The organism is Paenibacillus sp. FSL R7-269, from assembly GCF_000517865.1.
Lineage (GTDB): Bacteria > Bacillota > Bacilli > Paenibacillales > Paenibacillaceae > Paenibacillus_AQ.
In genome coordinates this window covers 66,198-87,412 of sequence record NZ_ASPS01000023.1, presented here as the reverse complement: position 1 = coordinate 87,412, position 21,215 = coordinate 66,198, and the positions used below count along the sequence as shown (strand labels likewise).

Annotated in this window: 15 protein-coding genes and 2 riboswitches; of the genes, 7 read left to right on the top strand and 8 right to left on the bottom strand. The window is 54.9% G+C overall.

Annotated features, from left to right (window positions below; all coding sequences use genetic code 11):
* Positions 1-74: 74 nt before the first annotated feature.
* Positions 75-908, top strand: coding sequence for a hypothetical protein (locus C162_RS12385; protein WP_036694745.1), 834 nt, complete (start codon positions 75-77; stop codon positions 906-908).
* Positions 909-1,042: 134 nt separating this feature from the next.
* Here the strand turns inward: C162_RS12385 and C162_RS12380 are convergent, their stop codons facing one another.
* The 4 genes from C162_RS12380 to C162_RS12365 form a co-directional block, all read right to left on the bottom strand.
* A complete protein-coding gene (locus tag C162_RS12380; protein WP_036694744.1) occupies positions 1,043-3,562 on the bottom strand; it encodes a U32 family peptidase in 2,520 nt (839 codons plus the stop codon).
* Between the two features lie 188 nt (positions 3,563-3,750).
* Complete coding sequence (locus C162_RS12375; protein ID WP_051493424.1) at positions 3,751-5,715, bottom strand: stalk domain-containing protein; 1,965 nt, start codon at positions 5,713-5,715, stop codon at positions 3,751-3,753.
* Positions 5,696-6,883: a S1C family serine protease gene (locus tag C162_RS12370; protein WP_235218412.1), complete on the bottom strand. Its 1,188-nt coding sequence runs from the start codon at positions 6,881-6,883 to the stop codon at positions 5,696-5,698. Before C162_RS12370 ends, C162_RS12375 begins: the two co-directional genes overlap by 20 nt.
* A 130-nt stretch (positions 6,884-7,013) precedes the next feature.
* A complete protein-coding gene (locus C162_RS12365; protein WP_036694743.1) occupies positions 7,014-7,223 on the bottom strand; it encodes a hypothetical protein in 210 nt (69 codons plus the stop codon).
* A gap of 398 nt (positions 7,224-7,621) precedes the next feature.
* Between C162_RS12365 and C162_RS12360 the strand changes: the two genes are divergently transcribed.
* Positions 7,622-7,861: a DUF3977 family protein gene (locus tag C162_RS12360; RefSeq protein WP_036694742.1), complete on the top strand. Its 240-nt coding sequence runs from the start codon at positions 7,622-7,624 to the stop codon at positions 7,859-7,861.
* 418 nt (positions 7,862-8,279) lie between these two features.
* Here C162_RS12360 and uvrA read toward each other — a convergent pair whose 3' ends face one another.
* Both uvrA and uvrB read right to left on the bottom strand, forming a co-directional pair.
* On the bottom strand, positions 8,280-11,156 hold the full coding sequence (uvrA, locus tag C162_RS12355) for an excinuclease ABC subunit UvrA (protein WP_036694741.1): 2,877 nt from the start codon (positions 11,154-11,156) through the stop codon (positions 8,280-8,282).
* A 368-nt stretch (positions 11,157-11,524) separates the two neighbouring features.
* The gene (uvrB, locus tag C162_RS12350; RefSeq protein ID WP_036694740.1) at positions 11,525-13,516 is read right to left on the bottom strand and encodes an excinuclease ABC subunit UvrB; all 1,992 of its coding nucleotides are present in this window, start codon (positions 13,514-13,516) and stop codon (positions 11,525-11,527) included.
* Between the two features lie 181 nt (positions 13,517-13,697).
* Between uvrB and C162_RS12345 the strand changes: the two genes are divergently transcribed.
* Positions 13,698-14,483, top strand: a complete 786-nt coding sequence (locus C162_RS12345) for a flagellar motor protein (RefSeq protein ID WP_036694737.1) — start codon at positions 13,698-13,700, stop codon at positions 14,481-14,483.
* The gene (locus C162_RS12340; protein ID WP_036694736.1) at positions 14,480-15,355 is read left to right on the top strand and encodes a flagellar motor protein MotB; all 876 of its coding nucleotides are present in this window, start codon (positions 14,480-14,482) and stop codon (positions 15,353-15,355) included. Before C162_RS12345 ends, C162_RS12340 begins: the two co-directional genes overlap by 4 nt.
* A gap of 100 nt (positions 15,356-15,455) precedes the next feature.
* Here the strand turns inward: C162_RS12340 and gcvH are convergent, their stop codons facing one another.
* On the bottom strand, positions 15,456-15,848 hold the full coding sequence (gene gcvH, locus C162_RS12335; protein ID WP_036694735.1) for a glycine cleavage system protein GcvH: 393 nt from the start codon (positions 15,846-15,848) through the stop codon (positions 15,456-15,458).
* A gap of 184 nt (positions 15,849-16,032) precedes the next feature.
* Positions 16,033-16,130, top strand: a riboswitch (glycine riboswitch).
* A 3-nt stretch (positions 16,131-16,133) separates the two neighbouring features.
* Positions 16,134-16,234: riboswitch (glycine riboswitch) on the top strand.
* A gap of 80 nt (positions 16,235-16,314) precedes the next feature.
* On the opposite strand from gcvH, the gene gcvT reads away from it, so the two are divergent.
* From gcvT to gcvPB, 3 genes are read left to right on the top strand one after another with little or no spacing between them, the layout of a single operon-like run.
* Positions 16,315-17,439: a glycine cleavage system aminomethyltransferase GcvT gene (gene gcvT, locus C162_RS12330; protein ID WP_036694734.1), complete on the top strand. Its 1,125-nt coding sequence runs from the start codon at positions 16,315-16,317 to the stop codon at positions 17,437-17,439.
* The gene (gcvPA, locus tag C162_RS12325; RefSeq protein ID WP_036694732.1) at positions 17,436-18,788 is read left to right on the top strand and encodes an aminomethyl-transferring glycine dehydrogenase subunit GcvPA; all 1,353 of its coding nucleotides are present in this window, start codon (positions 17,436-17,438) and stop codon (positions 18,786-18,788) included. The genes gcvT and gcvPA overlap by 4 nt, the downstream gene beginning before the upstream one ends.
* On the top strand, positions 18,785-20,245 hold the full coding sequence (gcvPB, locus tag C162_RS12320; protein WP_036694730.1) for an aminomethyl-transferring glycine dehydrogenase subunit GcvPB: 1,461 nt from the start codon (positions 18,785-18,787) through the stop codon (positions 20,243-20,245). The genes gcvPA and gcvPB overlap by 4 nt, the downstream gene beginning before the upstream one ends.
* A gap of 104 nt (positions 20,246-20,349) precedes the next feature.
* Here the strand turns inward: gcvPB and C162_RS12315 are convergent, their stop codons facing one another.
* Positions 20,350-21,126, bottom strand: coding sequence for a helix-turn-helix domain-containing protein (locus C162_RS12315; RefSeq protein ID WP_036694728.1), 777 nt, complete (start codon positions 21,124-21,126; stop codon positions 20,350-20,352).
* Positions 21,127-21,215: the final 89 nt, after the last annotated feature.

The window sequence follows — 21,215 nt, the reverse complement described above, 5'->3', positions numbered from 1 at the left end:
CACCCGGCGTTGACGGTCTCATTGGATGTTGATATAACAACACTATAACAAGTACTTGGTAGAGGAGAATAGCCATGTTAGACTTATCCAGTCCAGTATGGGAAGAGCTTCACGGCCCTTTCGGTTCAGCTAAGGCGGTCCCTGTCTTGCTGCAGCAATTGCAGGAGGACTATACCTCAGAGGTTAAAGATGAGCTGTATTGGGAGCACCTGTTCCATCAGGACACAATTTACAGCATCACTTTTGCCGCATTGCCTTATTTGTCGCAGCTTGCCAGGCAGTCGGATAATCCCGAAGTAAAATTAGATATCTACGCGACCTGCGGGATCTTCGTGACGAATCAGTTGACAGTGCACAGCGGAAATCTTCCTGCTGAATTTGATCATCAGAATCCGCCGCTTGTTGAGGAGCTTGTCCAAGAGATTTATACGGCCTACCTCACTGCTGTTAAGCATCTGGGCAACCTGTCGGAAGAGATCTTCCGCTATGCAGAAGCGGCTCAAAAGGATGACCAGGAGAAGCGATACATCCTCGCTGCGGATGCTGCTTACCGGGGAGATCGGGCAGTAGCGGGTATATTGTTGACCTATTCGGAAGGCGATGAATACATGGTCGGATGCCCGAGCTGTTATGAGGAAATGTATATTTGGCCGAATGAGAACAGCCCCGGGATGACCGCCTATTCTGACGACCCGGTATTCAACGGCAAGGAGAATGGTCAAGCCGTTACGCCTTCCGAGCTTGGCAGCACCAGACAGGAGGACAGTCCTCTAGTCCGGCTATGGCAAGCAGCTCATACTATAAAGAACAGTCAACTCCTGGAGCAACTCCCTTACCTCTCTGGCCATGTGTACTGTCCAACCTGTGGTGGAGCTCTGGACATCTGGCCGGAGCTATTGCCTTTGTAAGAGATAGCAGGTGGGTAAAAGGATTGGTTGACCTGGATAGCGTGGAGGATATAAAGATAGGCCCGGGAGAACCTCGGGACCACCCGAATGGATGGTCCCGGCTTCGCCCGGGCCTATTATGCGTTTAATATTATTTACTTCGCATTCACCAGTTGTCCGCGTGTAACGCCAAGCTGGTTAGTGGCCTTCAGGCTTTTCCAGACCTGGGTTCCGGAGATTTCACCACGCAGTGCGCGGCTGTAAAGGCTGATAACCTCTGCTACCTGCTCTGGAGTCTCCTCTAGGAACTCTACACGGAAAGAAGCGACGCCTAGCTCACGGAAGTTATTGAGGTATTCAGCGCCCGACTGCTCCACCGCGTTATAAACCGTGTTGCGGCAGCCTTCGTCCACTCGGACGGGATGGGACATGCCAATCCGGTCCTGCAGCGAGGCCCGCTGCTCCTCACAAGGACGGCCACAGTTGGTGTAGTCTGTGCCTTCACTCATGAACGTACAGTAGACGCAGTGTTCTGTATGGAACATCGGCAGATGCTGGTGGATGACAACCTCCATGCGGGAGGTGTCGCTGTGCCCTAGCAGATCAACCATCTGCTGAATGTTCAGGTCATACGACGGTGTCACCATGTCACAGCCAGCGTCCAAGAACAGATCCACAGCTCTGTGATTGGCGATATTCAGCGAGAAATCACCGATCAGCCGGGGATGCGCAGCCTCCGGGTGCTCCATGCGGTGGCGCAGGTAATAATACAGCGCGCCGGTGTTGCGCACCAGCACAGCATCCGGCTGCAGCCGCAGGATGTTGGCATGGTAGCCGTTCTCGTTCGGCATATGGATGCGCGGGGTGGCCAGTGCAATACTGGCCCCTGCAGCCCGCACAGCGTCTACTGCCGCTGGGAACTGCTTGATGAACTCGAAATCGGCGTATATATTCGTTACGCCGACTTCGAGCGCAGCCTGTACCTGCGGCAGGCTGCGGCACAGCGCGGTGAGCTCCGCTTCACCGCTGCCAACTGCGGCGCCCCTGCGGGAGGCACCGCCGTAGACCTCGACCTCCCGTTTCACATACACGGGAGGCTTAGGGCGCTCGCCCGCAAGCAGCTCTACCGCCTGGCGGCGGATGCTGTTCAGCTCGCGCATGGGCACGATCACGTCGCCTTGCAGATGCGACTCCAGCGCTTCAAGCTGGAACAGGGTCCCGCCCAGGCGGCCAAATTGTTCTTCCAGCAGCGCGGTATCCATCGGACGCTTCTGCGCTGTCTCCAGCGCCAGCTCCGAATCCACACGGACAGTGACGTTCTTCTGAACGTCTGTCCACCAGGTCGTCAGCTTCTCGCCTACGCAGCCCTGCACCCGCACATGAACCGGGAATACCCGGTATGGCTTCTCGGTCTCGTAGGACTGGCGTAGCGCCTTATCTAGCGCCGGGTCATTCGTCTTCCAGATGCGGTCCCCCACATGCAGACGGCGCAGGTCTACGTCACTGCGGCCAGGAACGATATCAATGATCCAGCCCTCACCGGCTTCGCCTTCCAGCTTGACGCCCTTGCGGCGCAGATCATAGACGCGGCCGCCTTCTTCCTTCTTCGTCGGATCACCCGCATCGAACACAATGCCGTCTCCGCGCTTAAGCGGAGCATGAATGCGGCAGACCACCCCATCGCGCAGGATCTGCTCCACGGTGCCCAGGTACACCCCGCGGCTTTTCGGGAAGGTGCCATCGACTAATTTTTTATTATTGGTGCCTTCAAGGAAACCGTTCGTGAACCCGCGCGAGAAGCTCTGCTGCAGCTCCCGCATATCCTCCTTCGAGGTAGGCGTCCAGTTCCCTTCAAAATACTTATCGATCGCCTTACGGTATTTACTGACCACATTAGCGACATACTCCGGGGTTTTGAGCCGGCCTTCGATTTTGAACGAAGTCACTCCGGCTTCAATCAGCTCCGGCATCAGGTCGATGGCGGCAAGATCTTTCGGCGACAGCAGGTAAGTCACATCGCCCATCGGCTTCACTTCACCGTCAATCATCAGATCATACGGCAGACGGCAGGCCTGGGCGCATTCCCCGCGGTTCGCCGAACGTCCGCCCCACATTTCGGAGGTCAGACACTGGCCGGAATAAGACACGCAGAGCGCACCATGCACGAATACCTCCATCGGCAGGCGGGCTTGCTCGCCAATCGTGCGGATTTGCTTCAGATTATTTTCACGGCCGAGGACTACACGTTCCAGCCCCCATGGCTTCGTGAATTCCACCGCTTCCGGTGAGGTAATCGTCATCTGCGTAGAACCGTGAATCGGGAAGTCCGGCGAGATCTCGCGGATCATATGCACCAGCCCCAGGTCCTGAACAATAACGGCATCCACACCCGCATCCACGCAGGCATCAATCAGTCCCTTGGCATCCGGCAGCTCATTCTCGAACACCAGTATATTAAAGGTCAGGAACCCCTTCACTCCATAGCTGTGCAGAAACGCCATAATCTCCGGCAGCTCGTCCATCCGGAAGTTGTTCGCTCTGGCCCGTGCATTGAATTTCTCTACGCCAAAAAAGACAGCATCCGCCCCGTTCGCCACCGCTGCACGCATGCAGTCCCAATCTCCCGCCGGAGCCAGTAGCTCTACGTCTTCTCTGCGTATTCCTTGCTCTTTCATTTATATCCTCCCAAACCGCCTGTTCGGCGGGTCATTTACAGCTTTTTAACTTATTAATTGTATCAAATATCACACCTCCGCGCCATCTAAATGGCAAGAATTATATGAACACTTCATTCGTTAGCACCATACAAAAAAAGAATGCCTCCTGCCAATAATGGCAATTCAGGCATTCTTCGTATACCCCCCTACTCCCCCACCCACCCAAACGACCCCAGCACCCGCTCCAGCACCGCCTGCTGGCTCGCCGTGGCATTGGCGGTGTTCAGTGTGACGGTGAGCGTATAGACCACATCGTTGCGGCTGAAGATGATGATCTTCGTGCCCACCGGGATGCTGTTTTTGGTCTGCTCTATTATGAGTATCGTGGCTGGCATACCGGCGAAAGTGGTTTCTGTGATGCTTTTTACCTGCGGGCCCTTAGGATCTTGCTTGGTGTTCTGGTAATAGCTCTGCAGCTGGCTGACGGCATATTCCGGCGTAACCTCGGGGCTGGCATAGAGCTGGAACCGGCCGCCAGTGAAGCGGTATTCCACGCTCTGGCTCTCAAACAGATCCTGAACCGGGCTCCACAGCCGCGGAATATCGAGCTTGTAGCCGTAGGTCTTGGAGGTCTTGGTGACCGACTTCTGGCTGAGCTGTGTATAATCCTCTGACGCCAGGCGTCCGAAGTTACTCTTCGTTTGGGCAAAATCAATATCGATCGAATTCAGCACCTCTGTGAAGCGCGCCTGATCCCCACTCTGCCCTGGCCCGGAAGCCGCAACATATTCAAAATAATAACGGTACCCGTTCTTCAGCAGCAAAATCTGATATTCGGTACTCCACCCGCTGCCCGGATTAAGCCCGATCTCGTTAATCAGCACCGGCTCACCGGAGACCTTGCTTGCTACGCTGTCCTTCAAGGTGTAGGCCTCAGCCACATAGGTGTCACGGAGCTGAGACAACAGTTCCTGGTTCCAGCTTGCCAGCGTAGAGCCTGCAGGGGCGGAGCTTACTTTTACACGCAGATAACTCCCCTGCTTGCCCGCATAGTAGAGCTGCTGGTCATCCGCACTCCAGTCGGCAGGAACCTTGAGCGCAATCCCGTAGTCATCGTTGTAGCCTTCGCGCAGCCCGTTGCGGATAGTAGAGAGGTCGCGGAGCTTTCCGTCGGATGCGTCAAAAGAGGGCTGGAAAGAATTCAGCAGCGCCGCATATTTGCCCAGATCCTTATAATTCGCTGCATTGTCATCTGTCAGATAGATCTCATACAGCCTGCCTCCGGCATAATATTGCCTGCCCTCCCAGAGCGCGCCGCTCGAATCCTTGCTCACAGTCCGGGCGTAAGGAACCTTGGCCTTAGACACAGCCTCCCGGTCCAGCACAGTCTCCCCGCCCTCCTCCGAGGAGCGGACCAGATTCTCCAGCAGCCCTTCGGGATCAAGCGGAACGGCAAGCGGCGAAGCATGCACCTCCAGATAATACCCGTTCTCTGCACTCGTAAAAGTCGCTACGCTCTCATTCCCTCCGCTGTCGCCTACCACCAGCCCTGGCGGATAGTTCATGCTCCACTCCAGATAGCTGTTGCCGATCCGGGTTTTGCCGGCGTCACTATCAATCCCGCTCTGCGCTTCAACGCCTACTGCTGCCACCGGTGGAGTTAGCGTAACTAGTACCCCTCCGCCCTCCGCCGGATTTATCCGTGCACCGAGCACTCCAGCCACGAACCTCAGCGGCACCATCAGCACACCGGATACCATCCGCGGGGGCGCGGCGAGCTTGATATTGACGCCATCCTTCCAGGCAGTCGTACTGCCTATCGTCATCGCACCGGTATGCGGCCCGTACATAACCTTCACCACATCATCGCCTTGCAGGGAGACGGTGCTGCCGAAGGCTTTTTTGAAAATCCCCAACGGGACCAGCAGCGTTCCATTCTCCGAAAAAGGCTTCGGAATCGTGACCGGCTTCCCGTTAACCGTTGCAGAAGCACTGCCCGCTTGAAGACTAAGCTGTAGCAATGCCCCCTCCGCCGCCTGGGCCTTTCCCACAGGAAATAGGCTGAGCAGCAACAATAGGACTACAATAACAGACACTCCGCGCCGTAGATGTCCCGCCCTGCTACAAGGTCTGGCTGTACCTGCCGCCTCCTCACTCTGTCGTCTGATCATCGGTCTCCCCCTCCGTCTTAGCGGCGCTCACCAAAGGGTCACCTTGTCCAAGAACAAGGCTTCTGGCCACGATATCGCCGTCACTTTGCATCAGCAGCTTGACCACTGCCCCCGGCTTGTACTGTCTGAATAACTCATTAACATCGACAAGTGAAGTTACCCGGTGTCCGTCTATCGCATAGAGGGCATCTCCTGGCGTGATCCCTGCCTTGCGCGCTTCAGCCGTAAGCACCTTCGTCACCGTCAATGGCTCCTGCCCCGGCAGTCCGACAATCACAGGCCAGCTCTCCTCAAGCTCCACTCCAAGGCTCGGACGCCGGACCTCTCCATATTGGAGCAGCTGATTCATGATGTACTTCACCGTATCTGCGGGAATCGAGAAGCCCATATTTTCCACACCCACTGCTGCGAACTTCATACTGTTGACCCCGAGTACCTCCCCCTTCATATTGACCAGCGGCCCTCCGCTGTTGCCGGGATTGATCGCCGTATCGCTCTGGATCAGCCGGTACGCCGCATCCACCGAACGGTTGAGACCGCTGATTACGCCTACAGTCGCCGAATTTCTCAGGGAAAAGGAGATCGGCGTACCAATCGCTATAACTTTTTCGCCTACCTGAAGCTTGGTGACGCTGCCTGCGAAGGTTGCAGGCTTTAAGGCTTTGGCTTTGATTTTGACCAATGCAAGATCACTGAATTCGTCCGAGTATGTATCTGTGATGTTATAGCTCGTCCCGTCTGAGGTGACCACTACTGCCTTCTCCAGCCCTGCCATCACATGGGCATTGGTAATGATCCATCCGTCAGCCCTGACGATAATCCCGGAGCCGTGAGTCAGATTGTAGCGGTCATCCGGCCCGCCGGTTTCTCCGCCCGCTTTGCCGATAATGCCGACTACAGACGGCGAGACACTGCTTATGATTTGCGGAACCGGATCTGCTGCTGCGGGCTGGCTCCATTGTCCCTTACTCTCCTTTTGCACAATACCTGCTTGTCCGGCCTTCATTACGTTGACAGCCGGGCTTCTCTCAGCCGCTAATGCTCCTGCCTCTCCGTAGCCCACCCCATGAACAACACCGGCTGGACCTATGAATCCCGACAATGATATCAGCAGAATACCCGGCAGTACCACCTTGCCTCGGGCAATCCCGCTCCTCCCCATCCCCATGCTCTCCCCTTCTTTCCTGCGCGCGAAGCATATGAATTCTTATCTTCAAAAAAAGACGCCTTTAGGATCGCCGCTGGCGGTAAAGGTGTCTTTAAGATGAGCTTGCATCTGAGGTTATGTGTGCCTTACTCTAGCTAAACCAGTTGATAATCATTGCATAATCGGATACCACAAACACCAGCAGACTTACCACTGCAAAACCGATAGCAAATTTGTTCTTCTGTGGAGCTCTAAGCAGCCGGACCACACCGATAAGTATCAGGATCGTGAATACAATCATAAACGCATCGAAGGTATGAAATTTAGACGGTTCTTGCGCGGCAGCTTCTGCAAGCAGCATGGCAATCCCTCCCTGAGAGTGTTGTCAAGCAAGTTTCTCTAATCCATATCACCTTCTATGTTATCGTTACCATTTCAGTCACGCAATAGAAATATTTTAAAAACGGTGTATTTGTCACAAAAAAATATCCCTTATGACTAAAACGCACCTCAAATTAGCGATATTTATCATTGACCGTTGTTGTTTTATTCATTTTTCAAGGAGCCAATCCACTTCAAACCAGCCTACAGCTGCTGCTATCCATTCAACGTAAAAGCTTCTCATTGAATCTTACGGCGGACATGCTGTAGATATGCCTAAACTGCTTGTCTACTGTCCGTTTAATTTTCTTATAATATAGTGTTACAATCAATCCTGAATTCAGAATATAGGCCAGTAGAAGGAACGGTGATCCCTGCTTGAAATATATCGAATTTGGAATCGGAAACACATGGTGGGTGCGAACAGAGATTGAACAGCCGGATGGCACAGAGGTCGAAGTACAGGGGATCGTCCGGCCAGTCATCTTCCGTTCCTTCTACATCCGGGTCTGGATCGGAAGAACAGTCTGGATTGCGGACTCACAGGAAGGGTTCAAACGGGGAGCTAAAGCTACCCGCCGGTTCAAAATCATCCTGGGCATCCGCAGTGAGTTGTAGCGGGGAGCTGATACTATAAATTGCTGATCGGGCAGTATTGCTGTTACGTGTGTTTTTTGCTTACCGCTGGAGTGCAAGTGTGAGGGATATTTAAGTGGAATTAGTACATCTAGTTTGGTGCAACCGTTGCATTTATAACAAACAGTTGGAAAAACAACACTTGTTCAGCCCGATTTTCGCTGAATCCGCAGAGTTCCATGGAGAGAAGTGGAGTTTTTCCAACTACGTTCGTACTCCACGCCATTCCAGCAATATTAAGTGCCTTATTTCCAACTACGTCTACTCTACAAGTTAGAGAATAAGTAAGGGGGCGTTCTGTCTCCCCAAAATGTATGAAACTTGTGAAACCTGCCGCAATAGATTAAAAATACCCCATGCCTCTCCTGTAAGAAGGGACATGGGGTATTAGGGTTATCAGCTACACCGTCTCAGAAGTCTGTAGTTCCATAGCCAACGTACGTTCCGTATCACGGATCAGGACAGGCTTCAGGTAGCGGCCAGTGTAGGATTCCTCAACAGTAATCAGCTTCTCCGGTGTTCCAGTGGCTAGGACCGTACCGCCGCCGCTGCCGCCTTCCGGTCCCATATCGACGATATAATCGGCCGTCTTGATGACATCGAGATTATGCTCGATAACCAGAACCGATTCGCCTGAATCGACCAGACGGTGCAGTACCTCAAGCAGACGGCCGATGTCATCCACATGCAGGCCGGTTGTCGGCTCATCCAGGATATAGAGGGTCTTGCCGGTGCTGCGGCGGTACAGCTCCGAAGCCAGCTTCACACGCTGAGCTTCACCGCCGGACAGGGTGGTTCCCGGCTGGCCGATGTTAATATAGCCCAGACCTACATCCAGCAAGGTCTGCATTTTGCGGTGAATCTTCGGAATGTTCTTAAAGAACTCCGTTGCATCCTCCACTGTCATTTCCAGCACATCCGAGATATTTTTGCCTTTATATTTCACTTCCAGCGTCTCGCGGTTATACCGTTTGCCTTTGCAAACTTCACAGGGCACGTAGACATCCGGCAGGAAGTGCATCTCAATCTTGATGATCCCGTCTCCACGGCACGCCTCACAGCGGCCGCCCTTCACATTGAAGCTGAAGCGCCCCTTCTGGAAGCCGCGTACCTTGGCCTCATTCGTCTTGGAGAACAGATCACGGATATCATCGAACACGCCTGTGTACGTAGCCGGATTGGAGCGCGGAGTACGTCCAATAGGGGACTGGTCAATTTCGATGACCTTGTCCAGATTCTCCAGGCCGCGGATTTCTTTGTGCAAGCCTGGGCGAACCTTGACCGCCTTGTTAAGCTGGCGGGCCAGACTCTTGTAGAGAATCTCGTTAATGAGCGAAGATTTGCCTGACCCGGATACGCCGGTTACCGCTGTGAACACACCGAGCGGAATCTTTACATTCACATTCTTCAGGTTATTCTCCTTCGCTCCACGGATCTCGATCCAGCGTTCATTATCGGTTGGCCGCCGCTTAGCAGTCACCGGGATGAACTTGCGTCCGCTCAAGTATTCACCGGTCAGGGAACCGGGGTCCTTCATAATCTCCTCCGGGGTCCCTTGGGCAATGATTTGGCCGCCGTGTTTGCCAGCTCCCGGTCCAATGTCGATAATATAGTCAGCCGCCATCATGGTATCCTCATCATGCTCAACAACAATGAGCGTATTGCCGAGGTCACGCATATGGGCCAGTGTAGCAATCAGGCGGTCATTATCCCGCTGATGCAGGCCGATACTTGGCTCATCCAGAATGTAGAGGACTCCCATCAGACTGGAGCCGATCTGGGTAGCCAGCCTGATGCGCTGGGCTTCCCCGCCGGATAGAGAACCTGCTGCCCGGCTAAGGGTCAGATAATTCAGCCCCACATTCACCAGGAAGCCTAGCCGGCTGCTGATTTCCTTGAGGATCAGATTGGCAATCGCTGTTTCTTTCTCACTAAGCTTCAGATCTGCGAAAAAGTCCAGGCAATCCCCAATGGAAAGATCCGTCACATCGGCAACATTCCGCTCATTGATGGTCACCGCCAGAATCTCTTTCTTGAGCCGCTTTCCCTTACACGAATGGCAGGGCTTGGCGCTCATGAAGCCTTCAATGAACTCACGGATACCCTCAGAGGCTGTATCACGGTACCGGCGCTCCAGATTAGGAATTATTCCCTCAAACGCAACGAGAGCGTCTTTGCGCTGGCCGAAGTCGTTCTCATACCGGAAGCGGATCTTCTCGCTGCCCGTTCCGTGCAGCAGCTTGTTCATATGCTCTGGCGACAGGCTGCTGACCGGTACATTCTGCGGTATTTTGAAATGCTCGCATACAGATTTCAGGAACTGTGGATAGTAGTTCGACGTACTGCCTGTCCAGGCCAGGAAAGCTCCTTCTTCAATGGACTTCTCCATATCCGGGATCAGCAGATCGGGATCGACTACCATATTCATCCCCAGCCCGTCACACTCAGGGCAGGCCCCAAATGGGCTGTTGAAGGAGAACATGCGCGGCGCCAGCTCTTCTATGCTGAATCCGCAGACTGGACAAGCAAAGCTGGCACTGAACAACAGCTCTTCCTGGCCCATCACATCAACGAGAATCTGACCGCCGGACAGCTTCAGCGCAGTCTCCAAAGAATCGGTAAGCCGGGTCTCGATATCATCCTTAATCACAATCCGGTCAACAACAACCTCAATCGTATGCTTTTTATTCTTCTCCAGTACAATATCTTCCGTCACTTCGCGTAGTTCACCATCCACACGTACACGGACGAAGCCTTGCTTCGAGATATCTGTGAAGAGACCCTTATGCTCACCCTTACGGCCGGAAATGACTGGGGCCAGAATCTGCAGGCGAGTCTTCTCCGGGTATTGCATAATCCGGTCCACCATCTGTTCGACGGTCTGCGAAGTGATCTCTATGCCATGATCCGGACAATGCGGATGGCCAACCCGGGCAAAAAGCAGCCGCAGATAGTCATAGATTTCCGTAACCGTCCCTACCGTGGAACGCGGGTTACGGCTAGTAGTCTTCTGATCAATCGATATGGCCGGAGAGAGTCCGTCGATGGAATCTACATCCGGCTTCTCCATCTGGCCCAGGAACTGGCGGGCATACGCAGACAAAGACTCCACATACCGGCGTTGTCCCTCGGCGTAGATGGTGTCGAAGGCCAGGGAGGATTTACCCGAACCGCTCAGCCCCGTTAGCACGACGAAGCGGTCACGCGGAATCGTTACGTCGATGTTCTTGAGATTATGGGCCCTTGCGCCCTTGATTACTATACTTTCATGTGCCAACGGTACCTCTCCTTTAAGGGGAATTTAAAATGGAAAAACATTACCTTTCGATCCCTCCCAAACCCTCCCTTCCAAGGGAGGGCCCCAAGGGTTGCACCCTCTGGACACCCGCAAGCTCGGCGGAAGGAATTAGGTTGGTGAATGGACGACTACTGGGGCAATGGGCCCGCTAACCCCTACGGGGCCGCTCCTACGATTAGAGCGATTCGGCTCGCTGTGGCTTGCCGACAACGCTGTCCCTCCGGGATACGCGCTAAGGGCTTAACAGCGGGCTGTCCCTTCGGGATACGCAAGGACGTGGCCCCTTTATCTTCAAAAGGAACGGCCTGAATAGCACCGTTCCCTGGATCGTTAACTTCAGCGCCGGGTTACTCTGCCCGCAGTTCAAGCAAGGCATCGCGCAGCTCGGCGGCGCGTTCGAATTGCAGGTTCTTGGCGGCGTCCTTCATCTCGGCCTCCAGGCGCTGCATCAGGCTCTGTTTGTCTTTCTTGTTCAGCTTGCCGCCGACACCGGTGAGGTAATCGGCCTTGGACTCGGCCACCTTGGTCGCCTCGATGATGTCGCGGACCTTCTTGTTGATGGTTGTCGGGGTAATCCCGTGCTTCTCATTATGAGCCATTTGAATCTCACGGCGGCGCTGGGTTTCGCTCATTGCCTTCTCCATGGAATCTGTTATGCGGTCCCCATACAAAATAACACGCCCGTCAGAGTTACGCGCGGCCCGCCCGATCGTCTGGATCAGCGAACGCTCGGAACGGAGGAACCCTTCCTTATCGGCATCCAGGATGGCGACAAGCGAGACCTCCGGCAGGTCAAGACCCTCTCTAAGCAGGTTAATACCGACCAGCACGTGGAAGGTACCCAGACGGAGATCACGCAGGATTGCCATCCGCTCCAGCGTCTTGATATCAGAGTGCATATAACGTACCTTGATGCCAATCTCCTTGAAGTAGTCCGTCAGGTCCTCAGACATCTTCTTCGTAAGGGTGGTAACGAGTACACGTTCATCGCGTTCTACCCGGTCACGGATTTCACTAATCAGATCATCGATCTGTCCTTCGGTAGGACGCACTTCTATAATCGGGTCAAGCAGACCGGTAGGACGGATAATCTGCTGAACCATAGTATCGCAATGCTCCATCTCATAAGGGCCCGGTGTTGCGGACACATATACAATCTGGCTTACCTTGTCTTCGAATTCCTCGAATTGCAGCGGACGGTTATCCAACGCAGACGGCAGGCGGAATCCATGCTCCACCAGGACGGTCTTACGCGCACGGTCACCATTATACATCGCCCGGATCTGCGGAAGCGTAGCATGGGACTCGTCGATCACAATCAGCATATCATCCGGGAAATAGTCCATCAGCGTATAAGGAGTAGCTCCCGGCTCACGGAAGGTAAGCGGACCGGAGTAGTTCTCGATTCCCGAACAAAAGCCGACTTCCTTCATCATCTCGATATCATAACGGGTCCGCTGCTCCAGGCGCTGAGCCTCCAGCAGCTTGCCTGCTCCATTAAGCACAGCCAGCCGCTCCTCAAGCTCACGTTCAATATTAACAAGGGCTACACGCATCGTCTCTTCCTGGGTGACAAAGTGGGACGCAGGGAAGATCGCAATATGATCTCGTTCGCCGATCAGTTCGCCTGTCAGAACGTCTATCTCCGTGATCCGCTCGATCTCGTCTCCGAACAATTCAACCCGGATCGCATGTTCTCCCTGGGATGCCGGGAAGATCTCAACGACATCCCCGCGTACACGGAACGTACCGCGCACAAAATTAATATCGTTACGCTGATACTGGATATCTACGAGCCGGCTCAGAATCTGATTACGCGGCTTCTCCATCCCTACCCGCAGCGAGAGCAGCAAGCTTCCATATTCCTTCGGCGAACCGAGGCCATAAATACACGACACACTCGCCACAATAATAACGTCACGGCGTTCGAACAACGAGCTGGTTGCAGAGTGGCGGAGCTTGTCGATTTCTTCATTTATGCTGGAGTCTTTCTCAATGTAGGTATCAGAGGAAGGAATGTACGCCTCAGGCTGGTAGTAATCGTAGTAACTGACGAAGTAATCCACGGAATTGCTTGGAAAAAATTCTTTGAACTCACTCGCCAGCTGTGCAGCAAGCGTCTTGTTGTGCGCAATGACCAGCGTCGGGCGGTTCAATTTGGAAATCACTTGCGCGATGGTAAAGGTCTTGCCTGTACCTGTCGCTCCCAGCAGCGTCTGGTGCTTCTTGCCCTGCCGGATGCCGTCCACTAACTCTTCTATGGCATGAGGCTGATCGCCCTGGGGTGTATACTCGGACTCCAGTTCAAAAGTCTTCGTACTGACGACAATATCACTCATTTGCCCGTCTCCCCTCTATCGTCTAGAATATATGAATATATTATAATTTTAACCCTAATTATCCTTCATCCATACCATACTGAAAAATATGGAAGATAGGAATGCACGTTCCCGTTTATTATACAGCGTTGCCCAGACTGTTGCAAACCATAATATATAGAAATTTAAGGAGCCTGAATTTATGGATTTCATTACAATACTCGGCCTGCTGGCCGGAATTGCCGCTATGATCGGCGGTTTTCTGTGGGAAGGCGGCAGCCTGTCCGGCCTGCTGCAGCCCAATGCTGCCCTGATCGTGTTCGGCGGCACCCTTGCGGCGGTGCTCATCAGCTTCCCGGGGTCCAAGCTCCGCAGCATTCCGGCGGCGCTCCGCCTGGCTTTTGACCGGCAACGGGATACCAGCCGGGAACAAGCCGAAGAGCTGATTGCCATGGCTGCACTCACGCGGCGCGGCGGTGTTCTCGCCCTGGAGAAACGGGCAGAAGAACATCCCGATCCCTTCACCCGTGAAGGCCTGTTTCTGATTGTCGACGGCAATGACCCGGATCAGGTCCGCCAGATCCTGGAGCTTGGGATGGATGCCAAGGAGCTGAAATATGAAGGCTATGCCAAAATATTCGAAGCCGCCGGCGGCTATGCACCGACCATGGGCATTATCGGTACCGTTATGGGGCTAATCCGGGTTCTAAGCAATTTAACGGACCCTTCCAATCTGGGTGCGTCGATTGCCGTAGCTTTTACAGCAACACTCTATGGCGTAGCCAGTGCCAATCTACTCTTTTTACCCATCGCCTCCAAAATCAAATCCCGCAGCCAAAGTGAGCTGGGCACCATGGAGATGCTGCTCGTCGGCATTCTGTCCCTGCAGAATGGGGATCACCCGCATCTGGTCCGGCAAAAGCTGGCCCCTTTCCTGACAGACGCTCCTAAACGCAGCATCCGCACCAGCCCGGAGGAACCGCTATGAGACAAAGAAACCGCCGGCAGCCCCGTGCCGCCGCCGGCAAGGAGAGCCGGGACCGCTGGATGATTACCTACGCGGATCTGATCACGCTTCTGCTTATTTTCTTCGTGATTCTGTATGCTATGAGCAGCTTGGATTCGCAGAAGTATGCCATTGTCAGCGGCTCCTTATCGGATACCTTCAAGAGCGGAAGTGCAGTGCTGGAAGGCGGAAGCGGCGTGCTGGAAGGCAATCAGGGAATCACCGGGGCTGGCGTTTCGAAGGGTCATAATGAAGACGGTGGAGACACTGGCGCTCCTTCAGCCACAGACTCTGCGGATGCGGACGGGCTGAATGGAACCGGGCAAACAGGAGATGGGGCGGGGCACCAGCCGTCAGCGCGCGAGCTTGCTTTTCGGGAACAGGAAGCGAAGCTGGCTGCTCTTATGGGCGTCATCACGGAGTATGTGGAGGAGAATAACCTTGGGGAACAGATTTTTGTTGCTGATAAGCCGCAGGGCATTGCCATCACGCTGAGTGACCGGTTCCTGTTCGATGCGGGAAAGGCTGAGTTGAAATCCCCTGCCTTCCCTGCACTGCGCCAGCTCTCCGGCCTATTCCGCGGTATCGGCGCTACCATCAGCATCGAAGGCCACACCGACAATGTTCCCGTGACACCAGGATCAGTGTACAAAGACAACTGGGAGTTATCGGGCGCCCGGGCGCTGTCCGTCCTGCGCTTTTTTCTGGACAAAGAGGGGCTGAGCCCTGATACCTTCCAGTACGCAGGTTATGCCGATACCCGGCCTGCTTACGATAATACAACCACTGAGGGAAAGCAGCGGAACCGCCGGGTTGAACTGATTGTGCTGCGCCAGCTTCAGGAGAAGGAGTAAGATACAGACGCAAAAAGACAGACCTCTCACATTAGTAACATCTAATGTTATAAAGAGAGGTCTGCCGTATTAACATCCGCTTCCGCAAATAAGCTACCTTTTATTCCCCAACCAGTTCCTTGTACGCAGCCGCATCCAGCAGGCCGGTTACTGCCTCTCCGAACTCTGCATCAAGCTCCAGCTCAAAAATCCAGCCGTCCCCGTAAGGGTGATCGTTGATCAGCTCCGGGCTGGCCTCCAGCGCATCGTTGATCTTGGTCACCTTGCCTGATACGGGTGAATATAGCTCCGATACGGTCTTCACGGATTCGATACTGCCCACGCTGTCGCCTGCGGAGATCGCCGCGCCTACTTCCGGAAATTCTACAAACACGATATCGCCCAGCAGATGCTGCGCATGATCCGTAATCCCTACACGTACTACGCGTCCCTCGCCCTGCTGCGCCCACTCATGCTCTTCGCTGTATAGCAGGTTGTCAAGCACTTCACTCATGTCCAAGCCGCCTCTTTTCCGTAATTGGAGTTCTAAATTTAGTTATAGCCTAAGTTATCGGCTTGCCTAATGTCAATATAACTGACAGTAAAATTAAATTTGTCAACTTTTTGACGTTTTTTGATTGACAGGGCAGAGGGTTACCCGGTTTAATGGAGTCAGTAGAAAAACATATGGTTTGCGAATGATGGCATAGGGAGAGACTGTCTCACAGGAAGACAGCGCCGAAGGAGTAAGCCCGGGATGGGTGAATCTCTCAGGCAAAAGGACCTTTGCCGGACGCATCTCTGGAGAGCATCCGGGTGCCTGCGCCGCAGGCTTCACGGATCACCAACGGGGAAACCTGCGCTTCATTGCAGGGTAACTCTCAGGTACCAAGGACAGAGCGGAAGTCCATTTATGCATGCGTGCATAATGGCTTTCGCCTGTCCTTTTTCGTATGTAATCAGACCAAGGGAGTGACAAGATGGAGTCTTTGAGAAGAACGCCTTTTTATGACCTCTATGCCGCTTATGCGGAGTCCAGATGTATTGATTTCGGCGGCTGGGAGCTGCCGGTGCAGTTCACCGGCATCGTGAAGGAGCATGAAGCCGTCCGTGAACGGGCCGGACTGTTCGATGTCTCCCACATGGGGGAATTCATGGTTACCGGGAGCGGTGCAGAAGCCTTCCTCCAGAGAATGACCACGAATGATGTCACCCGCCTGGAAGACGGCGCAGCGCAGTACACCCTGATGCTCTACCCAAGCGGCGGAGTGGTGGACGATCTGCTGGTATACCGGCTGGGCGTGGAGCGTTACATGCTTGTCGTCAATGCGTCCAATATCGACAAGGACTTCCAGTGGCTGCAGGAGCATCTTACCGCTGAATTCAGCGGCGTCAGTCTGAAGAATATCTCGGATGAGACGCTGCTGCTCGCGTTGCAGGGTCCGCTGGCAGAGACGATTCTGGCCAAGGTCACGCAGGTGTCTCTAACAGAGCTTAAGCAGTTCCACTTCCTCGAACACGCTGAAGTCTGCGGCGTCACCGTCCTGCTCTCCCGTACCGGATATACCGGTGAGGACGGCTTCGAGCTGTATGCTCCCGCAGATACAGCAGCAGCACTCTGGAACGGCCTGCTGGACGCTGGCGCTCCGCATGGCCTGACGCCTGCCGGACTCGGCGCACGCGATACGCTCCGCTTCGAAGCCAAGCTGCCGCTGTACGGCCAGGAGCTGTCGGCGGAGATTACGCCGCTTGAAGCCGGTGTCCAGTTCTTCGTGAAGCTGGACGCCGGCGATTTCATCGGCCGCGATGCCCTGCTGAAGCAGAAGGAAGCCGGTCTGCCCCGGCGTCTTGTGGGCCTGGAGATGATCGACCGCGGCATTCCCCGTTCCCACTACCCTGTGTACGCGGACGGAGTGAAGATCGGTGAAGTAACGACTGGCACCCAGTCCCCGACCCTGAAGCGGAATCTCGGACTCGCCCTGCTGGACGCTGCCTATACGGAGATCGGCACAGAGGTGTACGTGGAGATTCGCGGCAAGCAGCTCAAGGCTGCCGTCATCAAAGCCCCATTCTACAAAAGAAGCCAAGGAGTGAAGCCGCAATGAAGCACCGCTATCTGCCAATGACTGAGCAAGACCGCGCAGAAATGATGGAGACCGTAGGCATACAATCCATCGATGAGCTGTTCGCCGATATTCCGCAGTCTGTCCGTTACCAGGGAACCCTGCCGATGTCCGGCGCCTTGGACGAATACGCACTGCTTCGCCATATGAAGGGCCTGGCTGACAAGAATGCCGACTTCGATACCCACACCAGCTTCCTGGGCGCCGGATTGTACGACCACCACGTTCCGGTCGTCATCAACCATGTGATTTCCCGTTCGGAATTCTATACTGCCTACACTCCTTACCAGCCGGAGATCAGCCAGGGGGAGCTTCAGGCGATCTTTGAATTCCAATCCTATATCTGTGAGCTGACCGGCATGAAGGTTGCCAATGCCAGTATGTATGACGGCGCAACCGCCTTCTCCGAAGCGGCTGTGTTGGCCGCAGGCGCCACCAAACGCAAGAAACTGATTGTCTCCCGTACAGTTCACCCGGAAGCGCGTCAGGTGCTGCGTACCTCCGCCAACGCCTGGGGTCTGCAAATTGTAGAGATTGACTATGCTGACGGGGTAACGGATCTTGCCAAGCTGGCCGAAGCCATCGACAGCGATACCGCTGCCGTTCTGGTTCAGTCCCCCAACTTCTTCGGCGGGATTGAGGATCTGCGCGGGATCGAACCGCTGATCCATGCGGTTAAGGGACTGCTTGTCGTCAGCGCGAATCCCATTGCACTTGGCGTATTGGAGTCTCCCGGACGGCTTGGCGCAGATATCGTTGTCGGTGACGCGCAGCCGCTGGGAATTGCCGCTTCGCTCGGCGGTCCGACCTGCGGATTCTTCGCCGTTGCCGAGCCGCTCATGCGCCGGATGCCGGGCCGGATCGTCGGCCAGACGGTTGACCGGAATGGCAAGCGCGGCTTCGTGCTGACGCTGCAAGCCCGCGAACAGCATATCCGCCGGGAGAAGGCGACCTCGAATATCTGCTCCAATCAGGCGCTCTTGGCGCTGTGCGCTTCCGTCTACTTGTCCGTGATGGGCAAGGAGGGCATGCGCGAGGTTGGTGAGTTGAACATCCGCAAGAGCCACTATGCCGTTGGGCGGCTGGCTGAAATCACTGGCGCAGAGCGCGTCTTCACTGCCCCGTTCTTCAATGAATTCGTCCTGAAGCTCCCGGAGGGCAGCAGTGTGAGTGCGGTTAACTCCAAGCTGCTGAAGGAAGGCTATCTGGGCGGTTATGACTTAAGCCGGGATTATCCCGAGCTGGCCGGACATATGCTGGTTGCCGTAACGGAGAAACGAAGCAAGACCGAAATTGACGAATTCGCAAGCGCACTGGAGGGCTGTGTATGAAACCGGAACAAAGTCTGATTTTTGAATTAAGCCGTCCAGGCCGCTCTGCCTACTCCCTGCCTCTGTGTGATGTGCCGCAGGACGAGGGCCTTGGCTCACTCATTCCTGAAGGGCTGCTGCGCAGTGAGCCGGTCGTACTGCCGGAGGTATCCGAGGTGGATGTGATCCGCCACTATACCGCCCTGTCCCGCCGCAACTTCGGAGTTGACAACGGCTTCTATCCGCTCGGCTCCTGCACGATGAAATACAACCCCAAGATCAACGAGGATGTCGCCCGCTTCCCGGGACTCTCCAAGATCCATCCGTATCAGCCGGAAGAGAGCATCCAGGGTGCGCTTGAACTGATGTACACGCTGCAAAAGGATCTCGCCGCCCTGACCGGCATGGATGCCGTATCCCTGCAGCCCGCTGCCGGCGCCCACGGCGAGTGGACCGGCCTGATGATGATCCGCGCCTACCATGAGAGCCGCGGCGAAGTCCGCTCCAAAGTGATCGTGCCCGATTCCTCGCACGGCACCAACCCGGCCAGTGCCGCCGCAGCCGGTCTCGACACCGTGACCATCCCCTCCAATGACAAGGGAATGGTGGACCTCGAAGCACTGAAGGCCGCTGTCGGCAGCGACACCGCCGCGCTGATGCTCACGAACCCGAGTACCCTCGGACTCTTCGAGACGCAGATCGTCGAGATCGCCGCGATTGTCCATGAAGCGGGTGGCCTGCTCTATTATGACGGAGCGAACTCCAACGCGATTATGGGCATCACCCGCCCGGGCGATATGGGCTTCGATGTGGTGCATCTCAATCTGCACAAGACGATGAGTACGCCGCATGGCGGCGGAGGTCCGGGAGCCGGACCAGTCGGTGTAAAGGCGAAGCTGATCCCGTTCCTGCCGCAGCCTACTGTGGCCCAGAACGAAGACGGCAGCTTCACGCTGGACTGCGGCGGGCCGGAATCAATCGGCCGCGTCAAAGCCTTTTACGGCAACTTCGGGATTCTCGTCCGTGCTTATGCGTATATCCGCACCTACGGTCCTGACGGCTTGCGTGAGGTGTCCGAGAACGCCGTGCTGAACGCCAACTATATGATGCACCGGCTGGCTCCTTACTTCGAGATTCCCTTCCCGGGCATCTGCAAGCATGAATTCGTCATGTCCGGCAAGAACCTTAAGCAATACGGCGTCCGTACCCTCGATGTAGCCAAACGGCTGCTTGACTTCGGCTATCATCCGCCAACCGTCTACTTCCCGCTGACGGTAGAGGAATGTATGATGATTGAGCCGACCGAGACCGAGAGCAAGGAGACGCTCGACGGCTTCATTGAGACGATGATCCGAATCGTTAAGGAAGCTGAGGAAACGCCGGAGATAGTGATTAACGCACCGCATACGACTGAAATCAGCCGCCTCGATGAGACGCAGGCCGCGCGTAAGCCTGTACTTAACTGCTCCTGCGGTTAACCTTCTGCCAGAGAAGCTAGGCTTCTAAATCAAACAGCCGGGTCAGGGATACATTCGTATCGCTGCCCGGCTGTCTTGTATGTACCCGGAAGCGGATCTCCCGGCTAAGGCGTAAGGCGCTTCACGAACTGGAAGCGGTCATTCACCCGCATTTTACTATAGATGCTCTTCAACATATTGCGCACCGTGCCTTCACTGATCCCCAGATCGCTCCCGATGTGCAGCGCGCTCTTCTCCATCAGCCATAGCCTCGCTACCTCTTGCTCCCGCGCAGTCAGTTTATATTCCAGAAGCATGGCCTCAAGCCGATACTGCTGCATCTCCGGGTTCTTCTCCATCCACTTCTCCATGATATTCTCGGCAATCTGCTGCACGAAGGGAACGGCGAATTCAATAGGCTCTCCTCTATTAAAAGAAATATCAACATACCCGTAAACGCTATCATCATCCTGCAGCGGAGCGCATACACAGTTCCAGTCGCGGAAGGTCTGATCCGTATGCTCCGTTCCCCGCACCACCCCGATGCAGTTCATCTCCATCGCCAGCGATACGGCATTCATTCCCGCCTGCTGCCTGCTTAAGCTGACCCCCGGACGCAGCTCCGCCTGCTCCATCTCCGCCTGCGTCTCCGAAGAGGAATAGACCAGCTCCAGAATGATCCCCGCCTTGTCTGTCAGGAATACCACATATGGAATCGAGAGCAGCTGGCTTAATTTGTTCATTTCACTGCGGATCGAAGAAATCATAGCTCTATGGTAGATGTGCTCCCTGGATTCTTCGGAAGCCCCCGCCGCCACGGACATCCCTCCCTGGACTTGGGCCTTAGCTGCCTCCAGGGGCCGGAAGGCTTCAAGTTCGCTAGCTTCTAAATCCCCAGGCATACTCCATGCTCTTGATTGATTAAAGACTCTCACAAACGATCCCTCCATATTTACCAATTCCTATATCATCAATTTTAAAAGAAAGCATT

Excerpts from the sequence above, each read along its gene's own strand:
- C162_RS12365 (WP_036694743.1), bottom strand. The coding sequence starts at position 7,223 with ATGCTGCTTGCAGAAGCTGCCGCGCAAGAACCGTCTAAATTTCATACC.
- gcvPB (WP_036694730.1), top strand. The coding sequence starts at position 18,785 with ATGAAACCGGAACAAAGTCTGATTTTTGAATTAAGCCGTCCAGGCCGC.
- C162_RS12370 (WP_235218412.1), bottom strand. The coding sequence starts at position 6,883 with ATGGGGATGGGGAGGAGCGGGATTGCCCGAGGCAAGGTGGTACTGCCG.
- gcvPA (WP_036694732.1), top strand. The coding sequence starts at position 17,436 with ATGAAGCACCGCTATCTGCCAATGACTGAGCAAGACCGCGCAGAAATG.
- uvrB (WP_036694740.1), bottom strand. The coding sequence starts at position 13,516 with ATGAGTGATATTGTCGTCAGTACGAAGACTTTTGAACTGGAGTCCGAG.
- C162_RS12380 (WP_036694744.1), bottom strand. The coding sequence starts at position 3,562 with ATGAAAGAGCAAGGAATACGCAGAGAAGACGTAGAGCTACTGGCTCCG.
- gcvH (WP_036694735.1), bottom strand. The coding sequence starts at position 15,848 with ATGAGTGAAGTGCTTGACAACCTGCTATACAGCGAAGAGCATGAGTGG.
- C162_RS12385 (WP_036694745.1), top strand. The coding sequence starts at position 75 with ATGTTAGACTTATCCAGTCCAGTATGGGAAGAGCTTCACGGCCCTTTC.
- C162_RS12340 (WP_036694736.1), top strand. The coding sequence starts at position 14,480 with ATGAGACAAAGAAACCGCCGGCAGCCCCGTGCCGCCGCCGGCAAGGAG.
- C162_RS12375 (WP_051493424.1), bottom strand. The coding sequence starts at position 5,715 with ATGATCAGACGACAGAGTGAGGAGGCGGCAGGTACAGCCAGACCTTGT.
- C162_RS12315 (WP_036694728.1), bottom strand. The coding sequence starts at position 21,126 with ATGCCTGGGGATTTAGAAGCTAGCGAACTTGAAGCCTTCCGGCCCCTG.
- gcvT (WP_036694734.1), top strand. The coding sequence starts at position 16,315 with ATGGAGTCTTTGAGAAGAACGCCTTTTTATGACCTCTATGCCGCTTAT.
- C162_RS12345 (WP_036694737.1), top strand. The coding sequence starts at position 13,698 with ATGGATTTCATTACAATACTCGGCCTGCTGGCCGGAATTGCCGCTATG.